Here is a 1,295-nt window from a genome sequence, read left to right as displayed (position 1 = left end):
TCCTCGATCTGTAGCTGTCGTGCGATCCTGGTCTTGAGTTCATCTGCTGCGCTCTTATTGAAGGCCAGAAGCAGGATCTCATCGGGCCGGTAGAGCTGCCTTTCCAGGACATAGGCCACCTTGCCGACCATGGTCGCGGATTTGCCCGACCCGGCCGAGGCGACGAGCAGATTGTTGTCCTCCAGGCGGATACATGCCTCGCGTTGCTGATCGGAAAAGGAGCGCCCGTCGAGATTGTCGAAAAATGGCTGGAATTTGCGCCGCTCCGCGGCAACGAACGCTTCATTGTAGGCGTGGCGAACGCCTGGGTCTGTCAGCATGGCGAACGAAGCCGGCAGGGACGCCTTGAGCCCTGCCGGAATCAATTGTGGATCCAGAAGCGGGTGAGAAAGCGCGGCAGCGGCGCTGCCGGGCACGCTGGCGATGGCCCGCCCGAGATCGGCCTGCGCGAGATACTGTCTGTTGTCTTCGGTGATCTCCCGAAGCCTGGCATCGACATCGAGCAAATGATCCGTCTCTGTGCCGATGAGGTCGAAGAGATGGGTGTTGATGAACGCATGAAGGTCTGCGGCCAGTTGCTCGGACGCGTCCCCCGACAGACTCGACAGATTGTCCGTTCTGCCGCGTGCGCGGATCTCGACGGTATGCCACAGCAGCGCCTTGCTGGTCGAAACCGACACGATATCGAGGCAACTGAGATCAACATCGCCACCCTGGCTCAGCCGAATGCGCCCGGACAGCTTGGGGTCCAGGGTCAGCTTCCATTTTCCGGAAGGAAACATCCGCGCAAGGAAGCCAGGGCGGTATGTGCGCGCACGGCCAGATAGCAATTTACTCAGTGCCACATTCGATCTGTCCAGTAAATCAGGGCTCCCAAGGAGCTGATTATCATCAACGTATTGAGATGTTCCAAATCATCGCGGGCAATCGCAATGAAATGTTCGCGGCCACAGCGCTGTCCCGGGATCTCGGGTCATCCTGGCATATGCCAGTGAGCTGCTTCGATTGTGTGTCAGAACATCGTCAGGCTGCGGTCCTACGCGTCACATTGGTCGTATAGACGCCGCTTGGAAGTGAGCAAATGGTTCGAGATTGTTTACAAGCCCTTGCGAGCCCTGGTGCGTTATGCATGGTAAGCTGGCGGAACGAGATCACCGCCGAGCAGGTGGGCGCCGGGACCACTCTCGAGGTTTACATCGCCGTTCCGCCGGCGCTGGGGTTGCTCCCAGCCAACGGCCGCCGGCCTCGAGACAGGCTCATCGAGATGATCCGACCGCCTTGGAACAAGATGGGGG

1 protein-coding gene is annotated in these 1,295 nt (G+C 59.5%); it reads right to left on the bottom strand.

Features of this window, described 5'->3' with window-relative positions; all coding sequences use genetic code 11:
* Window positions 1-845, bottom strand: an 845-nt coding sequence (locus EN749_RS35905; protein ID WP_245491587.1) for a UvrD-helicase domain-containing protein, incomplete at its 3' end; no start/stop codon positions are given.
* Window positions 846-1,295: the final 450 nt, after the last annotated feature.

It is taken from the genome of Mesorhizobium sp. M7A.F.Ca.ET.027.02.1.1 (assembly GCF_004022985.1).
In the GTDB taxonomy this organism is placed as follows: domain Bacteria; phylum Pseudomonadota; class Alphaproteobacteria; order Rhizobiales; family Rhizobiaceae; genus Mesorhizobium.
The sequence above is the reverse complement of the archived record's forward strand: the minus strand, read 5'-3'. Positions and strand labels throughout refer to the sequence as shown.